Raw genomic sequence first — 602 nt, forward strand, 5'->3', positions numbered from 1 at the left:
ACCGCCAGCAGCGAGTGCCCTCCCAGTTCGAAGAAGTTATCGTGGCGCCCGACCCGCTCCACGTTCAGCAGCTCGCGCCAGATCGCCGCCAGCAGCGTTTCGTGTTCACCCTGCGGCGCTTCGTACGCTGCCTGGCTCTGCGCCCCCTGCGGCTCCGGCAACGCCCGCCGATCCAGCTTGCCGTTCGGCGACAGCGGCAACGCCGCCACCACCACCCAGGCCGACGGCACCATATAGTCCGGCAGCGCCGCGCTCACATGCTGCCGCAGCGCGCCCGCCAGCGTTTCTTCCGCCACGTCCGCGGCCGGCACCACCCACGCCACCAGCCGTTTGTCGTCGCCCACCGCCCGTGCATCCACCACCGCTTCGCGCACCGCCGGGTGCGTCGCCAGCGCCGCCTCTATCTCCCCGCATTCGATTCGGAAGCCGCGGATTTTTACCTGCTGATCGTTGCGCCCCAGGTACTCGATGTCGCCGTTCGCCAGATAACGCGCCACGTCGCCGGTGCGGTACATCCGCCCGCCCGGCGCGAACGGATCGCTCAAGAAGCGCTCCGCCGTCAGTTCAGGCCGGTTCAGGTAGCCCCGCGCCACCTGCACCCC

1 protein-coding gene is annotated in these 602 nt (G+C 69.9%); it reads right to left on the reverse strand.

What is annotated here, in order from left to right:
* On the reverse strand, positions 1–602 hold a 602-nt coding region (locus ACJ8MK_RS26015), incomplete at both ends, for an AMP-binding enzyme (RefSeq protein ID WP_442518130.1).

The sequence above is a fragment of the Serratia sp. CY38905 genome (assembly GCF_052168875.1).
Classification (GTDB): Bacteria; Pseudomonadota; Gammaproteobacteria; order Enterobacterales; family Enterobacteriaceae; genus Serratia; species Serratia sarumanii.